This window comes from Bacillus sp. R45 (assembly GCF_021729365.1).
GTDB lineage: Bacteria > Bacillota > Bacilli > Bacillales > Bacillaceae > Bacillus > Bacillus velezensis.
Map to the genome: position 1 here is coordinate 3,393,653 of NZ_CP091421.1, position 21,493 is coordinate 3,415,145.

A 21,493-nucleotide genomic window follows, 5' to 3' on the forward strand; every position below is an offset into this window, starting at 1 on the left:
GCTTCACAATCCTTTACCACTTTCATCTTTTATTCTGCGTTGCCATCATCAACCGAAATCGTCACCTTAGGGTCTTGCATCATATCAATCTGAACTTTCCCCGGCGTATAATTCCATACAGGTTTATTGACGGCTGCTTCAATTGAAGGTTTGCGGGCTTCAATATCAATCGTAAGCTTTGAAGGAATGCAGTCAATGTCGACGAGAAACTGCGCAGGCAGAAAGTCGCTGGATTCGCCGAATGGATCGGGCGGCCTGACATCTGCTGCCTGCCGGGCCATCACATTGCCCGTTTTCTTTTCGATAGCCGCCATTTCCTTCCCTTCCCTGACTGTTTTTGCGATAAACTCGCTGCAGGCTTCAGCACCTTTTTGAGCGGCTTCAGCGTTCAGCTTTTCAAATGATTTGAGATTCAAGTTCTCCCACGCCCTCGTCTGATCAATCGTCAGTTTGGCCGGCGTGCTTTCAATGTTCAGCTCTGCCGGCGGCTGCTCGATTTCCAGGTCAGCGGGCGGCTGTTCCATCTCGATTTCTTCCTTTTGAAAGGTTATACCGATTTTAGCAGGCACACTGTCAATAATCAATCTCGGCATCTGCACAGAGATCCCTCCTGTTTATAGTATTTTAGTAAAAAAAGCGATCTCCCTGTTGTGAGTCGCTTTTTTTATATATTGAAGACGATAGTTATATTATTTCAGGAAGTCGATCAGTGACGGCTGAATGATATTCGCATTCACTGACAGCGCTGCTCTATGAACCGTCTGTTGAGATAAATAATCAACAATTACATCTTCCATTTCTACATCCTCATTATCCGACAATACTTTTTCAGCGGTTGCCGCTTGTGATTCCAATCTTGTCTGAATGAGTTCCAACCGGTTTGTGCGTGCGCCGATATTGGATTTTTCAGCATTCATTTTGTCAGTAAAACCGTCGATATCTGACAGAATTTGATTTGAATCTGCTTCGGACAGCGTGCCTTTGCTTAAAGAAGCTTCTAAGGAGTTGAGAAATTCAAATACATTATCTCCATTTTGTGCGACGCCTCCGAAAGCTGAGTTTGGATCAGAATTCACTTTCAGCACTGCTCCGTTTGAGATGTTGATGTTAACATCCGAAGCACCGGTATAATTCTCATAGTTGTACGTATATGTGCCGTCGGCATTTTCAGTGATCGGCGGGACATCTGAATTCGTTCCGTTAAACAGATAACGTCCGTTTACCTGAGTATTCGCGACAGAAACGAGCTGCTTTTTCAGCTGGCCGATTTCTGTACCGATTGCTTTCAATTCTGTTTCACCGTTCGAATCACTTTTCGCCTGAACCATCAAGTCCCGGATTTTCCCCATAATATCCGTTTCCGAGTTTACGCTTGATTCCGAGTTTTCCAGCCATGTAAAACCTTGCGAAACATTCCGTTGGTACTGGTTTACCTGCGCAAGCTGAGTACGGTACTGCATTCCCTTCATTGCGACGACCGGATCATCAGAAGCTTTCGTGATTTTTTTCCCCGTAGACACTTGCTGCTGAAGCCGATCGAGCTTGTCATAACTTGAGCCGATAAATCGAAGAGAATTTTTTGCGATCATCCCTTGAGTTACTCTCATTTACTTATCTCCTATCTTCCTCCGGTGCCCATACCGTTAATAATTTTATCGAATATTTCATCCTGCATCGTTATGATCCGCGCAGCCGCATTATAAGCGTGCTGAAACTGAATCATATTTGTCATTTCTTCATCTAAAGACACTGCACTGACTGATTGTCTCCGTTCATCGGCTGAAAGGGTGTTGCTTTCAGAGTTGTTCATAAGATTAGCCGCTTTTTGTGAATTAACGCCCAGCTTTCCGATAAGGGATTCATAAAAGTCATTAATTGTAGTGGTTTCACCGTTAATAGTCAGCTTGCTGTTCTGTACGGCTGCAAGATTTGTCGCGTTTGTGCCGTCACTTTTTTCTCCGTTTAACGACGCTGCGATATTATCAGTAGACGCAAGGATTTTGTCACTGACTTTTATTTTCGCTGCCGCACCTTTTGCTGGCACCGCTTCATCACCGCTGAAATCAAAAAATGCTGCACCCTGTTCGCCTGTATAGGTCTTCCCTTTTTCATGAACTGCATTAAACGCGTCAGCAAAGGATAGCGCCATATTGTCAAGAGCCGTCAGCATTTCAGGATAAAGCCCTTTTTCTTCTCCGTTTGACATATAGCCGTATGATTCAATAAGACCTAAAAGTGAGCCTTTTCCGGTAAATGCATCCGCATTGACCGTACTGCTGCCGACTGACACACTCGACACGAGTCCGCTGTCCTTGTCGTAGTTGATTTTCATTTCTGAAACTGTTTTTGTGTTACCGTCGAGCAGCGTTCCGAGAGAATTGTTGTTCCCGTTCAGCAATTCGACGTTAACCGTGCCCTCAGCAGTCGCCAAGGCATGTCCGCCCGACTTATTATATGAAACTTTTATATTTGCCATAGAAGATAATTGATCAATCAATCTGTCTCTTTGGTCATACAAATCATTAGGGAGCATACCGCTCGGCTCAACTGCCGCTATTTGATTGTTAAGGTCATTCAGCTGATTGAGAATGGAATTGACCTGATCAGCTGTGTTATCCAGGTTCTTTTTAATATCACCCTGAATGTTAGTCAAAGAGGTAGATATATAGTTAAAACTTTCGGCAAGAGATTTCCCCTGCTCCTGCAAAACTGAGCGCGCTCCCGTATTTTCCGGATTCGTCGCCAGATCCTGAAGGGCATTCCAAAATGAACTGAGCGATCCGTTTAATCCGTTATTGTCAAGCTCTTTCATGACGCCTTCCATTTGCGACAATGAATTGGAACGGGCTGTATAGTACCCTAATTTTGTATTTTCCGTTCTGTACTGATAGTCTAAAAAACTGTCTCTGACGCGCTCAACTGAACCGGCTTTTACTCCTGTTCCGATTTGGCCGGCCGTCAGATCACTGTTTTTTGATACCGCGGGATAAGGGCTCGTCGATTGTAATGTGACGCGCTGCCTCGTATATCCTTCTGTATTTGCATTTGCAACGTTATTTGAAACTGTGCTCAATGCAGTCTGCTGCGCACTCAATGCACGCCTTGCTGTTTCGAGCCCCATAAAAGTCGATGGCATTGAAAATCCTCCGTTCTAAGCTTTTGAATCGAATAATGTCAAACGGCTGACAGGCTTGCGCGCCGCTTGCGGCTCTTTATAATTCATATTCTCTTTTTCACCCGGCATAATCATATCGAATGCCCCGGAGATGAATTGTAAAGCCTGAATCGTGAGCTGTTTGTTCATCTCATTCACTTCTTTCAGACGGTCAAGAAGCGCAGACAGAGAGTGAAATAACCCTTCAAGCTCCTGTTTTTCACTGCCTGAAGTTCTGGAGATGCATGCAGCAATTGTATTGTCCTCACCGCGGCTGAGAAACTGAGAAGTTAACCTGATTCGTTCTTCCTCAGTCTGCCCGATTGCCTGAATATACTTTTGCTCTTTAGTCAATATGTTGGAGAGCTCTTTTGTTTTACCTGCTTTCAGCGCTTCCGTTTTCTCCTCAGACAGCGTGAGCAGATGTTCATGCAGTGCGCAAAGTCGCTTCAGTTGATCAATAATTGGCTTTGCAGACATTGACTTTCTCCTTTTTATTGCTTTTTATAAAAATTCACTATGTTTTCAGCGATGCTGTTTGAATCTATTTTATATGTTCCGCTCTCTATATCCGCTTTAAGCTGAGCGATTTTTTCCTGACGTGTTTTAGTGACCGCATCTGACGCATTTTGAAGCTCTTTTGCATGAGAAGAAATTTCCACTTTGTCCTTCGGCTTTGCAGCCTCTTTTTGTACGGCTTGCTTTTCGTAATTTTTTTGGTATGGATTAACGGATTGTGTTCCGTACTGATTGATTTTCATAGGATTCCTCTCGCTTTCTGTTCGCAGTCTAATTCTTTTATCGACTGCGTTATCAGTTAGTTTAGGGAATCAGGTGTTTTTGGTATTATAGGCATAGTATGTGTCTTTTGTACTGTTTTTTTCTTTGAATTCAGCGGCTGTTTTTTGGTTCATATGGTCTAATTGCGACTCAATATCTGTCTGACAGGAATTGCAAAATTTTCCTGTCCTGATCGGATTTCCGCACCTTTCGCAAGGATATGCCAAATTCGGAAGCTGGCTGATCTGAATCCTTTTTTGTTTGATAAACTTGAGGATCAGCTCTTCATCCACACCTGTTTCCTCAGTGATCTGCTGCATCGTCGACTGTCTGTTGATCTGCTTTCTCAAAAATTTATAGACGGTTTCAAATGCTTTTTCTTCTTCTTTAATACATGCCTGGCACACGGTCTGCAGGTTCGTTTTAAAAAATAAAGCATTGCATTTTGGACAATTCGCCAATTCACCCATCGTATTAACTCCTATTCCTTCTTTAATCTGCCTTATATTTCTATCAATTATATCGGCAGAAAAAAAGAATGATTTAGCTCCTGATTAAAGTAAAAGAGGAGACCGATGACGCTTTACCCGCTGTCAGCAGGACTTCGGCGGCTTGATGCAGTGTGGCGCCCGTCGTATAAATATCGTCTATTAAGATGACGTTCATACCTTCGGCCGAGTTTTCGGCTGCTGAAAACTTTTTTTCTGCGGACAGCCTTTCTGTTTTGCTCTTTTTGGATTGTTTTTCATTGTTCAGTCGGATGAGGGGGAAAATGACGGGCATTCCGAGCAGAGAGGCCAGCAGCTCGGATTGATTGAATCCGCGTTCCGCCAGCCGTTCGCCGCTCAGCGGAATAGGGATGAGAGTATGTGTATTTGATGGATATGCCGCTTTAAAGCCGGCAGCAAAGTCACGTCCAAATGCTTGAATGATTTTCGCATCACCCCTGAATTTAAACCGGGCTAATGAGTCCTTCATCGCATCATTATACAAATATACCGAACGGTTTTGCCGCAGCAAAAAGCGCTTTTCCGTTTTTGATTCCCGGACCGCACAATCAGCGCATTTTTCATTTGACTCCTGAGGCCTCCCGCATATACTGCATACGGGGCCTTCAATTTTTTCGAATCGGCTGCTGCATATGGTGCATACCTCTTGCTCGGGCGCCAGAGAAAACAGAGATCTCCAAGTCAATGAACTTGAAATTGGTGAGTCACACAATAAACAATTCAGAGATATTACGCTCCTTCCCGAGTTTCACAGAACTCGCTTGGATTAACCGAAACAATCGCCGCTGATTCAGCCAGAATGACAAGCAGCGCCGTATTTTTCTGTTTATCAACTATCTCTGCTTTTGCATAAGCAACTTTCTTTTTATCTGTAACATATGCCGGCTCAGCCCGGTTTAATGAAAGTGCCAGTACATCATTTTTGCATACCCGGCATGTGCATTTCATATGAAGCTTAGGCATATGGCGGTCGAGAAGTTCCTTTAATATGATTTCTTTAGAATTGACAAGCATGCTGACAGCTCCTCATAGGAAAGTATGAGTATACTGTATCATGTTTTCTGAAATTAACTAGTCCAACAATTTACTTTTTTGTGCCAATTTGTTCATATGTTCTATATGTTTTTTTGCTTTTTTCATTCCGACTGTAATTCCGAAATGAAACAGGACGACATCACCGCTGAAATGTTTATAATGCCTTCCCGTTCTGCCCGCGATCTGTACGAGCGCGCTCTCAGTAAAGATAGGTGCTTCTGCGCCGAGGACACATGTCTGAACTTTAGGCACGGTAACCCCTCTTTCTAAAATCGTAGTCGTTACCAGCAGATCAAGCCGGCCGTCTCTGAACCGTTTCACTTTATCCTTTCTGAATGTGTCTTCCGCATGTACGCCTTCTGCCCGTATGTTTAATTTCTGAAAATAATCCGTTGTCTTTTTCAATACGTGTACAGACGGAACGAATAAGAAAACCGGCAGCTGTGATTGAAGTTTTTGGCGGACCCAATCCGTTACAGAGCGCGGCAGTTTTCCTTTCTGAAGCTTCTTCTTCCAATTGCCGCACCACAAAAAACGCGGCTCCGGGAGGGGTTTCCGATGATATCTGGCCGGTATGCGAACGCTTTTCAGCAAACCTGCTTCAGCATTCTTTTTTAATGTGTCAGAAGGAGTTGCCGTTACATAAACAAGGGCGCTGTTTTTCTTCCTCGCTTTATCAACAGCGAACCTTAATGTCTCATCGGCTGAAAAAGGAAACGCATCTACTTCATCTATTATCATGACATCAAAAATATCTCGGTAGCGCATCAGCTGGTGAGCGGTTGAAATCATCAGCGGAGTCAAGCGGCCTTTGTCCTCGCTGCCGCCGTACAAAGCAGAAACGTCGACTTTCTCAAATGCTTTTTTCAGTCTCGGCAGCAGTTCAAGTACGACATCTGTACGCGGAGTCGCGACACAGACGCGCAAACCTTGATTCAGGGCAAACTCGATACCAGGAAACAGCATCTCTGTTTTCCCCGATCCGCAAACCGCCCATACTAACAGCTCTTGTCTCTCTTTTATCGCATCTGTAAGCGCGGCGGCGGCCTGCTTCTGTCCGTCTGTCAGTGTTCCTTCCCAAGAAAGCTTTACAGGCTCCCAGCTGTTTTCAGGGGCTTGATTCCAAGAATATAATGATGTCAGTTCATCAGCCCTTCCCATCATGACACAGGCACGGCAATAGGTAATCTGCCTTTTGGCAGAGGGCGCCCAAAATGCCGCAAAGCAGGCTTGATCAGACTGACCGCATCGTTGGCAGACGTAACGGTTTTTCCGGCGGATGATTGACGGCTCGGCCGTTATATGCTCTTTTTCTATAAAACGGTTGATGCGCTGATCTGAAAACGGTATCTCAAATCTCAATAAATGCCGGCCGTAAAAGAAATCCCGCACCTCTGAAAATTCTGAAGCACCTTCGGACATCTCCCTGCCTCCTTTCTGTTCAAAGTATGCCTGCCGGGAATTTTTTTGTCGAATCACGAAAATTTAATAATAAAAAAATCTCCGCCCTTGAAAACGGAGATTTTCACTTAGTTTTTAAAGCACCAGCCGATTCCGATGGCGCCTTCGCCCAAATGGGTTCCGATCACGGCACCGAAATAGCTGTTATAGAATTCGACATGAGGATATTTACCGCTTAACTCCTGTATAATATCCGCCGCTTCTTCTTCCCTGTTTGCATGGATGACAGCGGCCCGCATCGGGATTCCTTTACTTGCATCCTCCCCAAACAGTTCAAAAATTCTCGAAATCGCTTTTTTGCGTGTCCGAATCTTTTCAAAAGGAACAATTATCTTATTGTCAAAATGAAGAATAGGCTTTACCTTTAACAGACCGCCGATAAAAGCCTGAGCACTGCTTAGACGCCCGCCCCGCTGGAGGTGTGATAAATCATCCACCATAAAATACGCACGGACTGTTTTTTTCATTTCTTCCAGCTCTTTAATAATCTCTTCCGGTGAGTCAACACCGTCTTTAATGAGCTGTGCTGCCTTTAATGCATAAAAACCTTGCGCCAAACAGCTGATCTCTGAATCAAAGGGATAAACTTTAATATGATCAACCATAGTGTTTGCCGAGGCGGCGCTGTTATAAGTTCCGCTGATTCCGCTGGACAAATGTATGCTTATGACTGCGTCATATGTTTTGCCCAGTTCTTCGTACAATGCGATTAATTCACCGAAAGAAGGCTGGGACGTAGTCGGCAGCTCATCATGATTTTTTACTTCTTTATAAAAACTTCTCCAGTCGAGTTCTGTTTCTTCGCGGAATGTTTTTTCACCGAAAACCACTTGAAGAGGAATCATATGAATATGATGTTCTTCTCTCATCTCTTTCGGAATATATGCTGTACTGTCTGTTACAACTGCAATCTTCATCACTTTACCTGCCTTATTAAGTACTTAATAAGTATTTTAATAGATATGAAGCTGTAAAAAAAGACTTGCCTATTATGGCAAGTCTTCTCATACATGACTAACGCATCTCTACCCAGCCGTTTTTAATGGCTACGACAACGGCTTGTGTCCGGTCATTAACGTTCATTTTCTGCAAAATATTACTCACGTGGTTTTTCACTGTTTTCTCACTGATAAACAATGATTCACCGATTCCGCGGTTGCTTTTTCCGTCTGCAAGCATTTGCAGCACTTCACATTCCCGTCTCGTTAATATATGTAATGGTCTCCGGATTTCCGGATAAACCTCATGCTGAGGATGAGCAGAAACTCCGCTTGTCGCAAGACGGCGGAATTCGTTGACAAGATTGTGGGTTACTTTCGGGTGAAGGTAAGAACCGCCCTCGGCTACCACTTTCACTGCTTCGATTAAAGTATCTGCGTCCATCTCTTTCAGGAGATAGCCTCTTGCACCTGTTTTTAAAGCATGAGTCACATAGTTTTCATCATCATGGATGGAGAGGATAATCACCTTAGATTCAGGGTACAGCTCAACAAGCTGTTTAGTAGCCTCTACTCCATTTACATTCGGCATATTGATGTCCATTATGACAACATCGGGATGATAATGCTCGACGATTCGAGCCGCCTCATCTCCATCGTCACCTTCTGCTACCACTTCAAAGGTAGGTTCAAAATCCAATATTCTTTTTACACCCTCACGGAATAGTTGATGGTCGTCGATAATAACAATATTTACTTTAGTCACACGCTACGCCTCCTTATCCTATTGTTCTATATACGCCGCTGTTCGGTCAATATGTCTTTTGGCTCTATTTAACAAATTATAGGCCGAGAGATAACGGAACCTTAATCATGATAAATGTCCCAAGACCTATTTTAGAGTCTATCGTTATCGTTCCTTCAAGCAGATCTACTCTTTCTTTCATTCCCAGCAAGCCAAATGACTTGTTTTTCTTTTGTTTAGCATCCTTAATATCAAAGCCTTTTCCGTTGTCCTTAATGATAAGAACGACAAAATCAGCGGTTACTTCCACTTTTACTGTTATTTCCTCTGATTCTGAATGTTTGAGTGCATTTGTGACGGCTTCCTGAGCGAGACGGAAAAGCGCCACTTCAAATTGCGGGGCAAGCCTTTTGTTCTCCGTGTCTCCGATACACTGAAAATGTATTTTCACCTTTCCGTTGTATTCTTCAGTTGTATAAAGATATTTTCTCAGTGTAGGAATCAGCCCGAGATCGTCCAATGCCATCGGTCTTAAATCATATATAATCCTTCTGACTTCGTAAAGGGCATTCCGCACATTCTGCCGAAGATTTCTGATTTCCTGAAATCCGTCCTCCGTGCCGCGGTCGCGGAAGATCCGTTCAATTAATTCCGATCTCATCATGACATTTGCCAGCATCTGCGCGGGACCGTCATGAATTTCTCTGGAAACTCTTTTTCTTTCTTCCTCTTGGGCTTCAATGATTCTTAAGCCGAAATCTTGTTTAGCCTGCGCATCGGCAAGAAGAAGCCCTACTTGGCGAAGGTCTTGATTCAGGTAATTCAGAACGACGGTTATTTGGCTGACCAATGATTCTGACCGTTCAATGATTTCCTGAAGCCCCAAAAGCCGGCGTTCTAAATCATCTCTGCGCTCCCGCAGCTGCTTTTCACGCTGCTGGATCATCGTCAGTTCCACTTGAAGTTTGTGCGCCTTTTCATAGGCGTTGCGAATTTCTTCTTCGCTGAACTTATGGAAATTTCTGCTTACTTCAGACAAGCGGTTTCGTGCGTGCCGCGTATGAACTTCAAGTTTGTCCCCCAGCTCAATGACTTCGTACACCTGCTGTTTGATCTGTTTGAGTTCTTCAACCAGCTGCTCATATTGCTGGCGCGACTGCTCTCCGATTTGAAAAACCTCGTCCTTGCTCCCGTCCACGGTTTTCAGCATTTTCATAAGTATAGAATCCAAAACTTTGGAGTCCATCTTCGATTTATTCATCTGTCTCCCTCCGTAACGGTGTTGTTATGTATTTTTATTATAAATGTAATTGAACTGCAATTTATGTCGAATTATAATGAAAGAATGCGTATATTCTAGAAAAAAACATTTTTATATAGTATCTTACTCTTTCATGATACCAAAATATGCGCAAAAATTCTAAAGTCTGTTCGAATTTGTAGAAACAAGTCTTTTAATGCTTGTCAGGAGGGTCTAGCAATCATGCTGCACAGCTATTTAACTGTTAAAGAAACGGGTGAACATGAGATTGTGATTGAAAAATCACGTTTTATCTGTCACCTGAGCCGTGCTGCTTCTGAAGAGGAAGCGCAGGAATTTATACAAAAGATAAAAAAACAGCACTGGAATGCGACTCATAACTGCTCAGCTTATCTGATCGGCGAAACCGACCATATACAAAAGGCCAATGATGACGGAGAACCAAGCGGCACAGCCGGCGTCCCCATGCTGGAAGTGCTGAAAAAACGCGGTCTGAAAGATACCTGCGCGGTGGTTACCCGGTATTTCGGCGGAATAAAGCTCGGTGCAGGCGGATTGATTCGTGCATATGGGAAGTCAGTGTCTGAAGGCTTAAATCATATAGGAGTTACGGAGCGGAAGCTGATGCGGATTATGCATACATCAGCGGATTATACGTGGCTCGGCAAGATAGAGAACGAACTGAGAGAATCAGTTTTTTTACTGAAAGATATCCATTATGCGGATCATGTCGAATTTGAAACGTACGTTGAAGAAAAAGACAAAGAAGCGTTTCTAAAATGGATGACAGAACTGACGAACGGCAAGAGTAAGAATACAGAGGGAGAACTGACGTATTTAGAAACAGACGTCAGCCCTAAAGGAGACTAATGTAATGGCTGAACGTGTAAGAGTGCGTGTTCGAAAGAAAAAGAAAAGCAAACGAAAGATCATATTCAAACGGATTTTGCTGCTGCTTACCCTCGTTTTGTTAGTTGCTGCCGGATTTGGCGGATACAAAGTATACAAAACGATCAATGCGGCAGATAATGCATATGATGCCCTTTCCCGCGGAGACAAATCAAAATTGCGGGATAAAGTCATCAATATGAAGAAAAAACCGTTCTCCATTTTGTTTATGGGGATCGAAAATTATGCCACCAGCGGAAAAGGCGGACGATCAGATTCTCTTATTGTCGTTACCCTTGATCCGAGAAATAAAACAATGAAAATGCTGAGTATTCCGCGTGATACGCGGGTGACGCTTGCCGGCGACACAACCGGCAACAAAACAAAAATCAATGCGGCTTTTGCTAAGGGCGGAGCGGATGAAACCGTCTCAACCGTCGAAGACTTATTAGGCATACCGATTGATAAGTATGTCACTGTCGACTTCAATGGCTTTAAGGATGTTATTGATGAAGTAGGCGGGGTCGATGTAAAAGTGCCGTTTGACTTCGACGAGATGAGTGACGTCAGTAAAAAGAAACGGATCTATTTCAAGAAAGGAAACATGCATTTGAACGGTGAGCAGGCTTTGGCTTACGCGCGGATGAGAAAGCAGGATAAGCGCGGAGACTTCGGCCGGAATGACCGCCAAAAGCAAATTTTAAACGCACTGATCGACCAAATGTCCAGAGCTGGAAATATTGCTAAAATCGATAAAATCGCTGAAACAGCGAGCAATAATGTCCAAACGAATATCCGAATCACTGAAGGACTCGCTCTTCAGCAGATTTACAGCGGCTTTACCAGCAAAAAGATTGATACACTGACCATAACAGGATCAGATTTATATTTAGGCGGAACCGCAACTACGCGCGGAACATATTATTTCCAGCCGGATCCAACCAATCTCGAGAAAGTACGGCAGGAATTGCAGAAGCACCTGGATTACCCGTCCGGAAACAGCACGGCATCCGATCCCGCTTCTGACAGCACCGGAACGGACAGTACGACTGATTCAACTTCCGACAGCACGGGAACAGGCGGTACGGCTGATTCGACTTCCGGGAGCACAGGAACAAGCGCCACAACCGATTCAACCAACGGTACTGCAGGTGCAAACGGTACGGACAGCACACAGTCCGGCGGCACAACAGGCTATTAAGAGTAAACCCGATCCTTTGAGCAGGATCGGGTTTTTCTATATAATAAGAGAATAGCAAAAAAGCAGACCATTCGCATGATCTGCTCTTTTTAATTTTTCTTTACCAATCTTTTGTAAAACTTGGTAAATGGTTTAAATTGTTCATTTACTAACCCTGTGACCTCTGCTATGATTTGCATAAATACAATCAATACAAAAATAATAAACAGCGAAAGCCAAATGGTCGCGCTTTTCAGCAGGATGGCACTGACACTGAAAATAAAGCCGATTAAATAAATGATAATGACAGCCGTGCGGTGTGACAGCCCGAAGGCCATCAGCCGGTGGTGTATATGTGACTTATCAGGCGCTGAGATCGGCTGTTTGTTTAAAATCCGCCTGATGACGGCGAATGTCGTATCAAAAATCGGCACGCCCAAAATGATGATCGGAATGATGATACTGAATAAAGTAACACTTTTATAAAGACCTAATAATGAGAGTACTGAGATGACGTATCCGAGAAAGAGCGATCCGGTATCTCCCATAAATATCTTTGCCGGGTGAAAATTATAAAATAAAAATCCGAGTGTGCTTCCTATCACGACAAGTGAAAGTGACAGAATAAGGATTTTCCCTCCGGACAACGCCATAACGGCGATAGTGGAGAGTCCGATGACCGACAGGCCGGCAGCGAGTCCGTCCAAACCGTCAATCAGGTTCATCGCATTCGTAATACCGACGATCCATAACACTGTCAGCGGGTAAGCGACCCATCCCAATTCTAAACGTTCCGTTAAAAACGGTACGGAGAAAAAGTCCATTTTCAGTCCCGTGCTCACAATCATAATGGCCACGGCCAGCTGGACGAAAAACTTTACCTTTGCGCTTAATTGGTATTTATCATCAAGGATTCCTAAAATAACAATAATAAACGCACCCACCGTAATGGCGGTCATTTTCGTTTCATTATATATGCCGGCCGCGAGCACACCCGCCGCTACGCCGATAAAGATGGCCAAGCCGCCCATACGGGGCATTATTTTATCATGTACTTTTCGGTTGCTGGGCTGGTCAACTGCACCTATTTTGATCGCAATTTTTTTTACGATAGGAGTTAGGATTAAAACCGTTAGCAGAGAGACAAAAAACGCAACAACTATGCGAAACATGCGTTCGTCAAGCATAAAGAAGTCTCCTTTGGAATTATATGAAGTCTTTTCTGATATTGAACCGTTCCTTCCATTATAATTCTTACTAGTTATTATAACAAGCATCATCAAAAAGAAACACTCAAATCAAAAAATGCGCTTTCCCTTTTAATGGGATTGCGCATTTTTCAATATACCCGTGCATTCGAGCATTCGGCCGAATAAAACATTCCAATCCCGTCCCCGGGCCAATTCACGGCGCAAAGCCTCATATGATCCGCTGCGGTCCGCTGCCAGAAGCGCTTCGCAGGCCGCGATGAAATCTGCGGGGTCGCTCCCTTCAACGTATTCATAAACGTAAGGCCTTTTGATTTTTGACGTAGAAGAAAGGTTGCAGCCGACAACCGGTTTCCCGGCGGCTAAAAATTCAAAAAGCTTAAGCGGAAATACCGCGTCATTATAAGGTGAATTTTTATACGGCATGATGCCGATGTCGACAAGCTGCATATAGGACGGCACTTCATTCGGCGCGGCAGGTCCCGTCCAGATGACATTCGGGCGTTCCAGAAGCGACTCGAAATCCGGATCGTCCTGAGCCGTGTTCGGGCCCACCAATAAAATCGTCCAGTCAGGCCGTAAATCTGCCGTTTCCGCCATAAGCGCAAAATCGAGCTTCGGTTTGATTCCGCCGATAAAACCGAGAACCGTTCCGTTTCTTCCCCGTAAAATGTCTTCATCCGGCTGTTTATTTTCCCGTGAAAACAGGTCATATTCCACTCCGTTTTCAATGGTGAACACTTTCTGGTGCGGGTTCTCCAGCTTTTTTCCGACCTCCCGGTGCAGACAGTCAGATGTGCAGGTGATGGAATCGGCACGCTGAATGATTCTCATTTCCGCCTGTTTAATGATGTTTCTTCTTACATTTGACAGCACACCGGCCCGGCCGCTGATCGGAGCGGCCCACAGATCACTGCAATCGTAAATCACTTCATCCCAAGGAAACAGATCTGCCAGAAGCGGAAAACCGGGGAAGGTGTACCATAAGCAGCAGCGGGCCCCTTCTCCTTCTTCCTTCAGCATGTGCAACAATGGTGAAAGTTTATGCCTGTAACACATGTCTGTATACCTGCCGAAACGGAATGCTTTTTGCTGCATGAGATCCTTTACAGTGAACTGCCGGATTCCCTCGGCGATCCCGGCCATCTGATCATCATTGGCTCGCGGGGACGGGCATACCCAAATGACGCTTTTCGTTTCTTTTTGCCGGGCAAGAAATTCAGCCAGCCGATGCCGTCTGTATCTCAGCCGGTCATGCCCCCATTCCGCCGCTCCGACGATTACGTGAATAATCGGTTCCACCTTCATCACCCAGCTCCTCTGACGCCTACAGTCTTTTCAAGACCGCGTTTTTCGCATATTGCATAAAACACCACGAAGCCTTGATAAAATGCAGGCGCTCAATTTCTCTATAAACAAACCACGTTTTTTTTGCGGCTTTCCACTTGTTGCTTGAAATCGAATTCTGCACAAGCCTGTATTCTGAAAGGCACTCATTCAGGCCGTAAGCCGTAAATCCCCTTTTCAGCAGGGAAAGCCATGTCGCTAAATCCTGCCGCGTTCTGATATCAGGCATTTGAATCTGCCCCGTCTGCTCTCTGTCAATCATGACCGTTAAACATCCGATAATCGTGTTTTTTAAAGCTTCATCATATGACAGGCTTTCAGGGGCTTGAATCGTTTTGTCCGTCGGCGTTCCGTCCTGCTCCATGACGCTGTAGCCCGTAAATGAAAAAGCGCAGGACCGCTCTGCCATAAACGCAAGCTGTTTTTGAAGCTTTTCCTTTTTCCATCTGTCATCACTGTCCAGAAATGCGACATAACGGCCCTTGGCATGTTTAAGGGCTGTATTTCTGGCAGCCGCGGCTCCCCCGTTTTTATCTAAATAAACGACGCGGATCCGCTCATCTTTTTGTTCATATTGCCGTAAAATATCTCTCGTTCCGTCCGTTGAACAATCATCCGCGATAATCATTTCCCAATGCGGGTGGCTTTGATGTAAAACGGACTGAATCGTGTCTTCGATATATTCACTTGCGTTATAAGACGGTGTAATGACAGATACGAAAGGTTTCCAGTTTGTCATGGTCACATCTCCATCGCAGATTTTTACAAGGACTCTCTAAAAAACTCAGGAATGACAATGAACATAAAGGCAACTGCAATGCCGATTAAAACGCCCAGAACCGCTTTCTTTTTCGGCGGCATGCCTTGACCAGCCGTTTCATTCATCGGCTCTGAATTGATGACGCCGGCCGCTTTCAGGTTCAGCTGCGTATTTTTCAATTCGTATAAAAATCGTTCCTTATCCACTTTGGCGTCCGCGCTGACGGTTTCTCCTTCAAGCGCAGCAATACTCTGCCGCACTACTTTTGCCCGTTTTTCAAACAGGTCCTGATCATTCTTCAGAAAAGTTGTTATGACGGCTTGAAACACCGATTCGGTTTCCTGTTTGTTTTGGCCGCTGTAGCTGACCGTGATCAATGAATCTGATTGTGTTTCGACAGTCAGTTTACTTTTCACGGCCGCTCTTTCTTCGTCTGTTTTATCAGGCAGAGCCTGCTTTAAAAAGGCATCGCTCGTCAAAAGGAGCGGGATTTCTTTTGTATTGTTATAAAGCGGATGATCATAATTTCCCGCGGCGATCGCCGCTTCTGATGTAAAACTGCTGTTTCCGCTGATTTTTGACGGCAATACATATCCCGCCGCCCCTAACACAACGGGCAGCGCAATGATCCAAATGATATTCTTTTTGATACGCCGGGTTATTCTTGTCAACATATCCTTCATCTCGCATCTCCCTGTTTTTCATAGTACGCCGTGACGGCAGGCTCCTTTTGTAAACGCCTCAATATATTGACCGCCGCGATCACGAGCGAGAGAAATACCCAGTGGAAAAATAAATTTGATACGGAGCTTGGGCTGATGCTGCTTACCAAAAAACCGGCCATCGCCGTGATAAGTCCTTCTGTGATCAGTCTTGACTGATTTTCCGATTTTCTTTCATGACATTTATAAAGTGTCCAAAAAAGGAACAAATAGACTGTCAGGTAACCGAGCATCGTAAGTACGCCGAAGTTCGCCATAATCTCGACGAGCCAGTTGTGCACCTCAACTACGCCGCCCGTATCATAAACGGGCTCCGCTTTTAAATAGTAAGAGACGTTTCCGGCACCCACTCCGAACCCCCAGGAATCAATCACATAGTGAAAGGCGTTCTTTAAAAGATTCGCCCTCGCGAGGTTGGAAGGAAGCGGCTGCTGTCCCGGCATCGCCTGCGGAGCTGAAAACAGATTCAAGACGGCATTGGTGATACGGCCCGCAAATAAAACCGCAAACAGCGCAGCACCCGCTCCCGCAGCGTACAGCGCGAATTTTTTCAACAGAGAAGGCAGCAGGATGAAGACGTATACAGCCGCCCCCGCGCATATGCCCAGCAGACTCGCGCGCGAACCGGTCAAAATGATTAAATACAAAGCGCAGATCGCTAAGAGCAGGCTGACGGCCTTCACATAGCCGTTTTTCATATTTTTCACCGCCGCCGCATACAGAAAGAAACTGATGCACAAAAACGTCGCGAAATCATTTTGATTAAAGAAAACGGACGTCGGATAATGCTGTTTGTACTGCGGGCCGTTATAAAGCGTGGAGCTCGGCAGATGGTTGTGTGTAAAATGGTTGTAAAAGCCGATCGCCATCACAAAAATGGTCATCACAAGCCATATGCCGTAAAAAACCATCAGCTGATCAAAGCGCTGAATGAACATGACAATAAGATAAATCAAAAACATGCCCATTCCCATTAAAGCTAAATATTTAATCCCGTACGTCACGGATTTTGCCCACAATAACGATAGGAGACCGTATGTAAACCATAAGGCGAAAAACATCAGAACCTCTTTTACATTCACCCGATTCCATCTGTCAATATGATGACGGTTTGTCAGGATGCCGGCGATGTGTAGGGCGCCCGCTCCGATTAATAACAGCCGGTATATAAATAAGCTGAAAAATCCGAGATGAACCGCAAAGAAGGCCTGGTTTAAAAATGTACACGCGATCAGTATATAAATGAGCCCCATAAACATCTGACCGTTTGTTGTAAAGGCGGATAGCAAAGCAAGTCCGGCAATACCGATCATGGCGGCAAGCAGCAGCACGGTGATTTTTCCGAGGCCGGCATCCGCCCTGACCGCCTCCAGCATGATGAATCCTCCTGTAATGACAGCGGCAAGCAGCACAAGAACATGTGCCGCTGAACGTTTGATACTCACATGGCAAACCCCTTTCCAAAACCGGCAGCCGAGCCGGGCTGCCGAGAGCCTGAAGACAAATCTTTTTCTATCTTGCCAGTTCTTTTATTTGCCGATCGGCATGAACCGCCGGACGACCGACGGAATGATAAGTGAATCCTGAAACCCTCATATACTCCAACGGAAACATATTTCTGCCGTCAATGATGACCGGCTGTTTGAGCAGCCGCTTCACTCTCTGAAGATCCATCTCCTTGACTTCCGGCCAATCTGTTGTAATCAGGCATGCGTCCGCGTTTTTGATGGCACTGTACATCTCTGCGTGATATTCAATGCCGCCTTCTCCTAATATCGCTGCCGCTTCGGGAATCGCGATCGGATCATACGCTTTCACGTGAGCGCCCTGCTCTTTAAGACTTGTGATGATATCAAGAGCCGGGGCGGAGCGGACGTCATTTGTATGCGGTTTAAAGGCCAGCCCCAGTACGGCCACGGTTTTCCCTTTTAAGGGACCGATGGCGCGGTTCAATTTTTCCGTAATACGGACCCTTTGCTTCTGATTGGTTTCAATGACGGCTTCCATCATTTCAAACGGATAGCCGGCGGCGTTTGCGATATGCAATAAAGCCGTTGTATCCTTCGGAAAGCAGGATCCGCCGAATCCGATGCCCGCCTGCAGAAATTTATTCCCGATCCGGCTGTCAAGACCGACGCCTTCTGACACGTGAGAAATGTCCGCCCCGACACGTTCGCAAATATTGGCGATATCGTTAATAAAAGATATTTTGGCGGCTAAAAAAGCATTTGCGGCATACTTAATCATTTCCGCGCTTTCAAGATTGGTCTTTACGATCTTCGTACGGAACGGCTTATGAAGCTCTTCAATGACCGAAGCGGCATGTTCGCTTGTGGCGCCGATAACCGCCCGCTCCATCTGCATCGTATCCCGCACCGCCGAACCTTCGCGGAGGAATTCAGGATTTGACGCGACATCAAACGGATATGTTCCCTTTGACGCTTCGCTGACGATTTGGTAAACGAGCTTTCCCGTCCCGACCGGAACAGTGCTTTTGGTGACAATGATTTTGTATCCGTTCAGCTGTTCTCCGATTGTTTGCGCCGCTGCCTTAATGTAGGTCAGATCGGCTTCACCCGTCTTTGACATCGGCGTACCGACGGCGATATAGACGATATCAGCGGCTTTCACAGCAGGCTCAATATCGGCCGTAAAGGATAACCGCCCGGCACTGACATTTTTTTCGGCTAATTCCTCAAGCCCCGGTTCATAGATCGGGATGACTCCGTTTTGCAAGCTTCTGATTTTCGCTTCATTGATGTCACAGCAAGTCACATGATGGCCGATTTCCGCAAAACAAGTTCCAGATACAAGACCTACATACCCTGTTCCTAATACAGCGATTTTTTTCACAGCTTCATCCCTCTTTCGAAAGGTTCTCCTCTTGCCCGGGCCGGTTCATGACGGACCGGTATTTCTCTTTCAGCGTTTTCGCGTTTTGGCTTGCGTCAAAATACGTGCGGACGGTTTGATAAAGTTCCTCGGCTGTTTGCGGCGTCCAAGCCTCTCCTTCGTCATATTGCAGAATGGATTCTGCCAGCGTGTCAGGTGAACCCGGCTTGATCAGCAAACCTCTATATTTCCCAAATAAAGAAGCCAATCCTCCGACATCGGTACAGATCACCGGCACCTTCAGAGCGAGCGCCTCAATGACCACAGTCGGCATGCCTTCGCTGTAGGACGGCAGCGCCATTATATCCGAGGCCAGCAGATAGTCCTGTACCTTGTCGTTCAGCACTTGCCCCGTGACGATATGAGCGGCTTCACGTAATGAAGATGCGGCGGGACCGTCACCGACAAAGACAGCTTCATATCTTTCATCCAATGACTGAACGGCTTTTGATAAGTCGAAAACACCTTTCTCTTTGACAAGCCTGCCGATGAACACGATCAGTTTTTTATCCGGAGGAAGGCCGAGCCGTTTTCTGACGGCTTCTTTCGTCTCGTTCCTTTTTCGGAAGGCTTCAAGCGTGATGCCGATCGGAAGCACGCTGCACTCCGCTTCGATGAGCTTTTTCATTTGTTCCCGCAGACTGCCGCTCACAGCGTAAATATCGGCTGCTTCCCGCACCGCAAATGTAAATGCGCGATGAGCGCTTTTGCTGTAATGCGGATAGACATTGACATCACTGCCATGCAAGGTCAGCACATACGGGATGCCTAAAGCCTTTGACACAATGGCGGCCGCTCCGCCTGACGGCATGGCGAAATGCGCGTGAATCAGATCGGGCTTCAGGCCATGATTTTTAATTTCGGAAAGAACCGATGACGCCATTCTTTTATGCGGCTGCGCCCATTTCAGCTGCCCGGGAACCGCCTGATAAAACGGCCGGTGGACGGACACGCCTTTCCGCCATTCATGCGCCGGCCTTATATCCTTTTGCCGATACGTCTTTTTCAGCACCCGGAATGGCGCGGCGAGTTTCGGGCGCGGACAAATGACAGTCATCTCCGCGCCAAGCTTTCTCAGTTCTTGGGCCTGCGTCTCATGAAAAACGCCTTCTCCCGGCTTCTCACTGCTCGGATATACACTTGTCATCCACAATACCTTCATAGCAAACGTCCTTTTCTTAATTTACTTTTCATATGCGGATAAGCTTTTCCTAACAGGAACAAATAACACAATGCTCCGCAGGATACGGAGATCGCCAGCCGCAGCTTGACATCAAGGCTGATCCGCTCCGTCCCGAAGCTGGCTGTAAAGGCGATGACACCCATTGCCGCCGTAAGCAGAAACGGTTTGGCCACGGCTTTGAAGTAAGCCGACAGCCGCAGCTTAATGACATATGCCAGCAGCCAGCGCCCGATCAGGAAATTCAGGATGCTGATGAAAGCGTACGTCCAGGCTACCGTCAAGAGATTTCCGGACAGCACGGCGGCGTACAAAGATGCACCATACAGCAGCATCACCCCGGCGTCCCAATAAAATGCCAGATCGGCCCGCCCTTTCGCCAGCAGCACAGATCCGTTCGGATTCATCAGAACCCTTAAAATCCCGACGATGGCGAGAACGTTTAAAACCGGGACAGCCGCCAGCCATTTTTCTCCGAAAACCGAAGCCACGAATGCATCCGATACTGAAACCAAACCGAGCAAAAGCGGAAAGGATATCAGCGCGAGTATTTTGGTCATATTGAGAAAACCTTCTCTGATCACGCTGTTTTCATGCTTGTTTTTCGCAAAGACGGGAAACGCGACTCTCGTAATGATCGGATTGATTTTTAATACCGGAAGCGTGACAATCTGGTAGGCCAGATTGTAAATGCCGAGCGCCTCGGCGCCGATAAAACTGCCGATCAGAATCATATCAATATTCGCCCCGAGCCGGTTCACAAGCCGGGAAGACAGCTGAAAGGCTCCGAAAGAAAAGAAGCCTTTCATTCCCTTCAGATCAAAAACGAACGCCGGTCTCCATGTTTTTCTGCAGGACACCCAGTACAGAATACCTTTTGACGATTGCAGCAGCACCTGGGAAATCACATAGGCGAGAATCGGGTCCGTATAAAAAACCGCAGCCGCCAAGTAAACGAAGGACAGCACATTTGAAAAGATTTCAATCTTGCTTAGCGTGTTAAATGCCAGCGCTTTTTGCAGCATATATTGATATTGCTGACCGATCGGCGCGATTAAAAACATGACGGCCAGCACGCGGATTAAATAGACAAGCTCCTCCCGCCGATAAAAATCGGCAATGAGCGGACTGCTGAAGAACAGCAGCGCAAACAGCGCAAGCCCCGTTATGATATTCAGCCAGTACAAGGAAGACATCTGTTTATCAGTCACATGATCTTTTTGAATGAGCGCGGCGCCAAAACCCATATCAAGCGCAATTTGGGCAAACACCACTACCGTTGTGATCATGCCGACAAGGCCGAATTCAGCCAGTGACATGACCCGCCCGAGCAGGGCGAATTGGACGATTTGAATGACCGTAATACACGCTGTCGAAATACTTGTCCATTTGGCGCCGCTCAAAATTTGATTTGTAATACTAGGCATCGTTTT

General features: G+C 45.9%; 22 protein-coding genes. 2 read left to right on the top strand and 20 right to left on the bottom strand.

Annotated elements, in window-relative coordinates; translation table 11 throughout:
* Positions 1-29: 29 nt before the first annotated feature.
* From L3V45_RS16800 to degS, 12 genes are all read right to left on the bottom strand, one after another.
* Entirely contained in the window at positions 30-599 is a 570-nt protein-coding gene (locus tag L3V45_RS16800) for a DUF6470 family protein (protein ID WP_024085861.1), read from the bottom strand.
* 90 nt (positions 600-689) lie between these two features.
* A complete protein-coding gene (gene flgL / locus L3V45_RS16805; RefSeq protein WP_003151396.1) occupies positions 690-1,607 on the bottom strand; it encodes a flagellar hook-associated protein FlgL in 918 nt (305 codons plus the stop codon).
* A gap of 11 nt (positions 1,608-1,618) precedes the next feature.
* A complete protein-coding gene (gene flgK, locus L3V45_RS16810; RefSeq protein WP_003151395.1) occupies positions 1,619-3,136 on the bottom strand; it encodes a flagellar hook-associated protein FlgK in 1,518 nt (505 codons plus the stop codon).
* Between the two features lie 15 nt (positions 3,137-3,151).
* Positions 3,152-3,634 carry a flagellar protein FlgN gene (locus L3V45_RS16815; protein ID WP_003151394.1) on the bottom strand — a complete coding sequence of 161 codons (483 nt, stop codon included), beginning with the start codon at positions 3,632-3,634 and terminating at the stop codon, positions 3,152-3,154.
* A gap of 14 nt (positions 3,635-3,648) precedes the next feature.
* Positions 3,649-3,915, bottom strand: a complete 267-nt coding sequence (gene flgM, locus L3V45_RS16820; RefSeq protein WP_003151393.1) for a flagellar biosynthesis anti-sigma factor FlgM — start codon at positions 3,913-3,915, stop codon at positions 3,649-3,651.
* A gap of 69 nt (positions 3,916-3,984) precedes the next feature.
* On the bottom strand, positions 3,985-4,404 hold the full coding sequence (locus L3V45_RS16825; protein WP_103695175.1) for a TIGR03826 family flagellar region protein: 420 nt from the start codon (positions 4,402-4,404) through the stop codon (positions 3,985-3,987).
* 73 nt (positions 4,405-4,477) lie between these two features.
* Positions 4,478-5,167 (bottom strand): phosphoribosyltransferase family protein, encoded by a 690-nt coding sequence (locus tag L3V45_RS16830; RefSeq protein WP_236837450.1) that lies wholly within the window; start codon positions 5,165-5,167, stop codon positions 4,478-4,480.
* A gap of 5 nt (positions 5,168-5,172) precedes the next feature.
* Entirely contained in the window at positions 5,173-5,457 is a 285-nt protein-coding gene (locus L3V45_RS16835; RefSeq protein ID WP_003151389.1) for a late competence protein ComFB, read from the bottom strand.
* 57 nt (positions 5,458-5,514) lie between these two features.
* Entirely contained in the window at positions 5,515-6,900 is a 1,386-nt protein-coding gene (locus L3V45_RS16840) for an ATP-dependent helicase ComFA (protein ID WP_236837116.1), read from the bottom strand.
* A gap of 107 nt (positions 6,901-7,007) precedes the next feature.
* Positions 7,008-7,856, bottom strand: coding sequence for a DegV family protein (locus tag L3V45_RS16845; RefSeq protein ID WP_024085866.1), 849 nt, complete (start codon positions 7,854-7,856; stop codon positions 7,008-7,010).
* A gap of 97 nt (positions 7,857-7,953) precedes the next feature.
* A complete protein-coding gene (gene degU / locus L3V45_RS16850) occupies positions 7,954-8,643 on the bottom strand; it encodes a two-component system response regulator DegU (protein ID WP_003219701.1) in 690 nt (229 codons plus the stop codon).
* 76 nt (positions 8,644-8,719) lie between these two features.
* Entirely contained in the window at positions 8,720-9,883 is a 1,164-nt protein-coding gene (gene degS, locus L3V45_RS16855) for a two-component sensor histidine kinase DegS (protein WP_003151385.1), read from the bottom strand.
* Between the two features lie 222 nt (positions 9,884-10,105).
* Between degS and L3V45_RS16860 the strand changes: the two genes are divergently transcribed.
* Positions 10,106-10,753 (top strand): YigZ family protein, encoded by a 648-nt coding sequence (locus tag L3V45_RS16860; protein ID WP_003151384.1) that lies wholly within the window; start codon positions 10,106-10,108, stop codon positions 10,751-10,753.
* 4 nt (positions 10,754-10,757) lie between these two features.
* Entirely contained in the window at positions 10,758-11,972 is a 1,215-nt protein-coding gene (locus L3V45_RS16865) for an LCP family protein (RefSeq protein ID WP_014305930.1), read from the top strand.
* Between the two features lie 89 nt (positions 11,973-12,061).
* Here the strand turns inward: L3V45_RS16865 and L3V45_RS16870 are convergent, their stop codons facing one another.
* The 8 genes from L3V45_RS16870 to tuaB form a co-directional block, all read right to left on the bottom strand.
* Positions 12,062-13,138, bottom strand: a complete 1,077-nt coding sequence (locus L3V45_RS16870; protein ID WP_003151382.1) for a glycosyltransferase family 4 protein — start codon at positions 13,136-13,138, stop codon at positions 12,062-12,064.
* A gap of 132 nt (positions 13,139-13,270) precedes the next feature.
* A complete protein-coding gene (gene tuaH, locus L3V45_RS16875) occupies positions 13,271-14,467 on the bottom strand; it encodes a teichuronic acid biosynthesis protein TuaH (RefSeq protein ID WP_069013672.1) in 1,197 nt (398 codons plus the stop codon).
* Positions 14,468-14,486: 19 nt separating this feature from the next.
* Positions 14,487-15,245, bottom strand: a complete 759-nt coding sequence (gene tuaG, locus L3V45_RS16880) for a teichuronic acid biosynthesis protein TuaG (RefSeq protein WP_003151380.1) — start codon at positions 15,243-15,245, stop codon at positions 14,487-14,489.
* A 23-nt stretch (positions 15,246-15,268) separates the two neighbouring features.
* Positions 15,269-15,949, bottom strand: a complete 681-nt coding sequence (gene tuaF, locus L3V45_RS16885; RefSeq protein WP_015387623.1) for a teichuronic acid biosynthesis protein TuaF — start codon at positions 15,947-15,949, stop codon at positions 15,269-15,271.
* Positions 15,946-17,433, bottom strand: a complete 1,488-nt coding sequence (gene tuaE / locus L3V45_RS16890; RefSeq protein ID WP_236837118.1) for a teichuronic acid biosynthesis protein TuaE — start codon at positions 17,431-17,433, stop codon at positions 15,946-15,948. The genes tuaF and tuaE overlap by 4 nt, the downstream gene beginning before the upstream one ends.
* 67 nt (positions 17,434-17,500) lie before the next feature.
* Positions 17,501-18,841, bottom strand: coding sequence for a UDP-glucose 6-dehydrogenase TuaD (gene tuaD, locus L3V45_RS16895; RefSeq protein WP_015387621.1), 1,341 nt, complete (start codon positions 18,839-18,841; stop codon positions 17,501-17,503).
* A 4-nt stretch (positions 18,842-18,845) separates the two neighbouring features.
* Positions 18,846-20,042 carry a teichuronic acid biosynthesis protein TuaC gene (tuaC, locus tag L3V45_RS16900; protein ID WP_236837120.1) on the bottom strand — a complete coding sequence of 399 codons (1,197 nt, stop codon included), beginning with the start codon at positions 20,040-20,042 and terminating at the stop codon, positions 18,846-18,848.
* Positions 20,039-21,487 (bottom strand): teichuronic acid biosynthesis protein TuaB, encoded by a 1,449-nt coding sequence (gene tuaB / locus L3V45_RS16905; RefSeq protein WP_014305935.1) that lies wholly within the window; start codon positions 21,485-21,487, stop codon positions 20,039-20,041. Before tuaB ends, tuaC begins: the two co-directional genes overlap by 4 nt.
* Positions 21,488-21,493: the final 6 nt, after the last annotated feature.